The 5,155-nt window shown below is 60.0% G+C and carries 1 protein-coding gene and 1 pseudogene; both read right to left on the bottom strand.

From position 1 onward, the window contains the following. A pseudogene (locus tag AC04SH_RS34610) lies at window positions 1–4,152 on the bottom strand (hypothetical protein); the annotation flags it as partial. 869 nt (window positions 4,153–5,021) lie between these two features. After that, window positions 5,022–5,155: transposase domain-containing protein (locus AC04SH_RS34605; RefSeq protein WP_488480748.1), on the bottom strand; the 134-nt coding region annotated here is incomplete at its 5' end.

Raw genomic sequence — 5,155 nt, 5'->3', positions numbered from 1 at the left:
CCCGGTTGAGGCGAACCGGGCAGGTTCTTGCCGTCCGGCCTGGACGATGTCCTGCGCCTGCGATGGCAATGCACCCAGTTGATGGATGGGGTCCGCCGACGACATCAGGCGACCGCCTGAATTGGCGATCTCGCTCAGCTGCCGCTCAAGGCCGTCTGGATTGTCCAGGGTCCTCGGCCTCTTCGCTGGCCGCAACCCAGCTGTGTCACGCTCATTGTTGATGAGGACCTCCTCGCTTGGCGGGAGGTTGCTGCTGGCAAATACACCCATCGGCTTGTCGGGGAACTGCTGGGGGTCGTGGCCCCAGTTCAAGTGACGAACGGACTCTCGGGGATCCGATGACTGGTCATGGCGCGGGGCTGGCTCGAGAGATAACGACGGGCCGGGTTTGTCCATCATCTCCCAAAGCAAATTCTGATCGTAGCCTTCTACGGGAGGCAGCTCATCTGGCCATCTGTCCGCTTCCTGCGACACACTGTGCTGGACAGCGGCGCCGCTGACGGGCATCGGCTCCATCCGGATCGCTTTTGCGGGATCAGGAACGGGGAGGTTATGGCGCTCGAGCTCCATCGCTTTAGCGCCTGCCTGCGATTTTCGCAGATCAGCCAGTGCGGCACCGACATTCCGATTGCCCCCGGCGTCCTTCCTATAGCGCTCGACATCGCCGTCCAATGATGTGCCGGAAAGCCGAGCAGCAATGCCCGGCTTGTTGCTCTCACGCAGGTAGTCACTGAAACTGCGAAGAAGAACTGCATACCGGCTGCGGGTCCCTGTCGCTGCTTCGTTTTTGTATTCTTTGATGAGAGCCACGTCCTGGGGGTGAGGATTTAGCTCAGGGCGGCCTGTGATCGGCACCACTCCGCCCGTCGATTGGAAGTTCCGGAGATGGTCCATTGCCGGACGGAGTCTCCCATTATGACCCGTTTCGATGGCCTCGCGCACATCATCGGTCAGCGACCGGTCGTCGAGCCGAGCAGCAATCGGATCTTTGTTCTTTGCGAAGAGCCAGCGCCCGAAGCTGCGAAGAGAAGATACATAGGCGTCGGCAGTGCCATCGGCGGCATTGCCCTCGAAGAGGGCCTTCTCAAGCCCCGAAATGAGGCCAGCGTCCTCGGAATAAAGAGGCTGCTTGCTTCGCCCTATCAAAACTCCAGTTGACTGAAGGCGCTTGGCCGGCTGGAGAGATGACGACGGGCCGGGTTCGTCCATCATCTCCCAAAGCAAATCCTGATCGTAGCCTTCCACAGGAGGCAGCTCCGCTGGCCACCTGCCCGCACCCTGCGACACGCTGTGCTGCGCAGCGGCGCGGCCGACGGGCATCGGCTCCATCCGGACCGCTTTTGCGGGAGCAGGAACGGGGAGGATATGGCGCTCGAGCCCCATCGCTTTAGCGCCTGCCTGCGATTTTCGCAGATCAGCCAGTGCGGCACCGATATTCCGATCACCCGCGGCGTCTTTCCTATAGCGCTCTAAATCGCCGTCCAACGACGTGCCGGAAAGCCGAGCAGCAATGCCCGGCTTGTTGTTCTCACGCAGGTAGTCACTGAAACTGCGAAGAACAGCTGCATACTTGCTGCCGGTCCCTGGCGCTGCTTCGTTTTTGTACTCTTTGATGAGAGCCACGTCCTGAGGGTGAGGATTTAGCTCAGCGCGGCTTGCGATCGGCACGTTGCCTGTCGACTGGAAGATCCGGAGATGGTCCATTGCCGGACGGAGTCTCACGTTATAACCCGTTTCGATGGCCTCGCGCATATCATCGGTCAGCGATTGCTCGTTGAGCCGGGCAGCAATCGGATCTTTGTTATTTGCGAAGAGCCAGCGGCCGAAGCCGCGAAGAGAAGATACATAGGCGGAAGCAGTGGCATTGATGGCATTGCCCCCGAGAAGTGCCTTCTCAAGTCCCGAAATAAGGTGAGCGTCCTCGGAATAAAGACGCTGCCTGCGCCGCCCTATCCGAACTCCAGCTGACTGAGCCGGCCGCAGTGTCGAGGTCGCCGGTATTGCTCCACCTGAATTGGCGATCTCGCTCAGCTGCCGCTCAATGGCAAGACCGGGTAGATTGTCCAGGGGCCTCGGCCTCTTCGCTGGCCGCAACCCAGCTGTGTCACGCTCATCGTTGATGAGGACCTCCTCGCCTGGCAGGAGGTTGCTGCTGGCAAATGCACCGATCGGGTTGTCGGAGAACCGGCGCGCGGCTGGCTGAGATGACGACGGGCCGGGTTTGTCCATCATCTCCCAAAGCAAATCCTGATCATAGCCTTCCACAGGAGGCAGCTCCTCTGGCCACCTGTCCGCTTCCTGCTGCGCAGCGGCGGCGCTGACGGGCTTCGGCTCCATCCGGACCGCGTTTTCGGAATCAGGAACGGGGAGAATATGGCGCTCGAGCTCCATCGCTTTAACACCTGCCTGCGATTTTCGCAGATCAGCCAGTGCGGCACCGATATTCCGATCACCCGCGGCGTCTTTCCTATAGCTCTTCACGTCGCCGTCCAATGACGTGCCGGAAAGCCGAGCAGCAATGGCCGGCTTGTTGTTCTCACGCAGGTAGTCACTGAAACTGCGAAGAAGAGCTGCGTACCGGCTGCCGGTCGATGTCCCTGCTCCGTTTTTGTACTCTTTGATGAGAGCCCGATCCTGGGGGTGAGGATTTAGCTCAGGGCGACCTTCGATCGGCACGACTCCGCCCATCGACAAGGTCCGGAGATGGTCCATCGCCGGAAGGAGTCGTTTGTGATGACCCTTATCGATGGCCTCGCGGGCATCATCGGTCAGCGACTGGTCGTCGAGGCGGGCAGCAATCGGATCTTTGTTATTTGCGAAGAGCCAGCGCCCGAACCTGCGAAGAGAAGATACATAGGCGTTGGCGTTGCCCTTGCTGAGGGCAAGTTCCGAGATGAGGCGAGCGTCCTCGAAATAAAGAGGCTGCTTCCTGTTCCCTTTCGAAACTCCAGCTGACTGAGGCGGCTGCAGCGCCGAGGAGGCCGGCATTCCTCCACTACCTCCACCTGAATTGGCGACACGCTCATCGTTGATGACGACTTCCCCGCTTGGCAAAAGGTTGCTGCTGGCAAATCCACCCATCGGCTCGTCCGGGAACTGCTGGTGGTCGTAGCCCCAGTTTAAGTGACGAATGGACTCTCGGGGATCCGATGACTGGTCATGGCGTGCGGCTGGCTCGAGAGACGACGACGGGCCGGGTCTGTCCATCATCTCCCAAAGCAAATCCTGATCGTAGCTTTCTACGGGAGGCAGCTCATCTGGCCATCTGCTCGCGGCCTGCGACGCGCTGTGCTGCGCAGCGGCGCTGCCGACGGGCATCGGCTCCATCCGGACCGCGTTTTCGGCAGCGGGAACGAGGGGAAATTGGCGCTCGATTTCCATCACTTTAGCGCCTGCCTGCGATTTTCGCAGATCAGCCAGTGCGGGACCGATATTCCGATCACCGCCGTCCTTCCTATAGCTCCTGACATCGCCGTCCAACGACATGCCGGAAAGCCGACCAGCAATGCCCGGCTTGTTGTTCTCACGCAGGTAGTCACTAAAATTGCGAAGAACAGCTGCATACACCTTGCGGGTCGGTGTCACTGCTTGGTTTTTGTACTCTTCGATGAGGACCCCGTCCTGGGGGTGAGGATTTAGATTACCGCAACCTTTGATCGGCACGATTCCGCCCGTCGACTGGAAGGTCCGGAGATGGTCTATTGCCGAGAGGAGTCGTCTATTATGACCCTTTTCGACGGCTTCGCGGGCATCATCGGTCAGCGACTGGTCGTCGAGCCGCGCAGCAATCGTATCTTTTTTATTTGCGAAGAGCCGGCGGCTGAAGCTGCGAAGAGAGTATACATAGCCGTTGGCGGTGTGGTTGGCGGCATTGCCGTGGCGGAGGCCCTTCTCAAGCACCGAAATAAGGCGAGCATCCTCGGAATAGAGAGGCTCCTTGCTGTGCCCTATCAAAACCCCAGCTGACTGGACCGGCTGCAACGTCGAGGCCGCCGGCATTGCTCCACCACCTCCACCTCCACCTAAATTGGCGATCTCGCTCAGCTGCCGCTCAAAGGTCGCCGCATCTGCGGACGGCACCGCGGGTGAACTCGCTTGCCGGCCCGCGCTGTCCGACTTTACCTGCTCCCAATTCGTCGAGGCGAAATCCATCCGTCCCTCCCTTCAAAAAATAGGCCTTCGAGGCTGGGCTGGATTTGACGTGCCGGAAATCAGGAACAAACTACCCTTTTAACAGCCCTCGGCAGGCATGCACCGTGAGCATCGGCAGCCGATGTTCGTCCAGTGCGACCAACCCAGTCTGTTTTGTTAAATGGGAAAGCTGTCGACAACCTGATCACGACAACGCGCCTCGAGGGTGGTGCATGTGCCCGCGCGCTTCGCCGTCAAGACCCGATAGATCGAAGATTGAGAGACAAATACTGCTTCTCATCGTGAGGTGGGCGGCTAGCTTTCGCGGTGATCGGATGTGTGACCGGCAGAAACCTGGTTGAACGGGCAGGGCGCTGCTATGGCAAGCACATCCGACCGGCCATCCGATTCTCACGCGTCCCTCGATGTCAGCTGCGCGTGGCGTCCGCTTGGCTAAATTCCAATCACGAGGGCGTCGCCGCTGGGACCCGAACCCGCTGCCGCCAGCAGGATTTTCTCGCCCTGCCGAAACGACAATTGGTGGGCTAGCAACCTGTGTCTAGGTGATTGGATTTGATCGCCATGGAGTGACGGTTTTCAGCACTGCGTTGCGATTGCTACGAGCCTGCGCGCGATTGCGATTTATGATGAGCTTGTGGGGCTTGCAAGTTCTTTGAGACGCTTGGCGAGGGGTTTCAGCGCCTGATTGTGACATGCTGCGGCGAGTGAGGCCTGGAACAGCACATGACGCAACGCCCGCCGTCCACCGAGATCCTTCTCTTGCCGTGCATTGTTCCACGGTAGTGTGGCGTCGGAGCAAGGCCTGTCATGGCGGCGGCCTCGCCGGCGGTCATCCGACCGAGTTCCGGCATTCGGCGTAACCGCTGTTCTCAGGCCACGGCCTTGAGTGGTGCGGGGGCGTAGGCCCAGGGCAGCAGGTCGTCGAGTTGGCTTTGCGGATGGCCGGCGACGATGCGGGTGATGACGTCGGTGAGGTAGGCGTACGGGTCGACGCCGTTGAGTT

It is taken from the genome of Mesorhizobium sp. CNPSo 4688, from assembly GCF_057784295.1.
The sequence above is the reverse complement of the archived record's forward strand: the minus strand, read 5'-3'. Positions and strand labels throughout refer to the sequence as shown.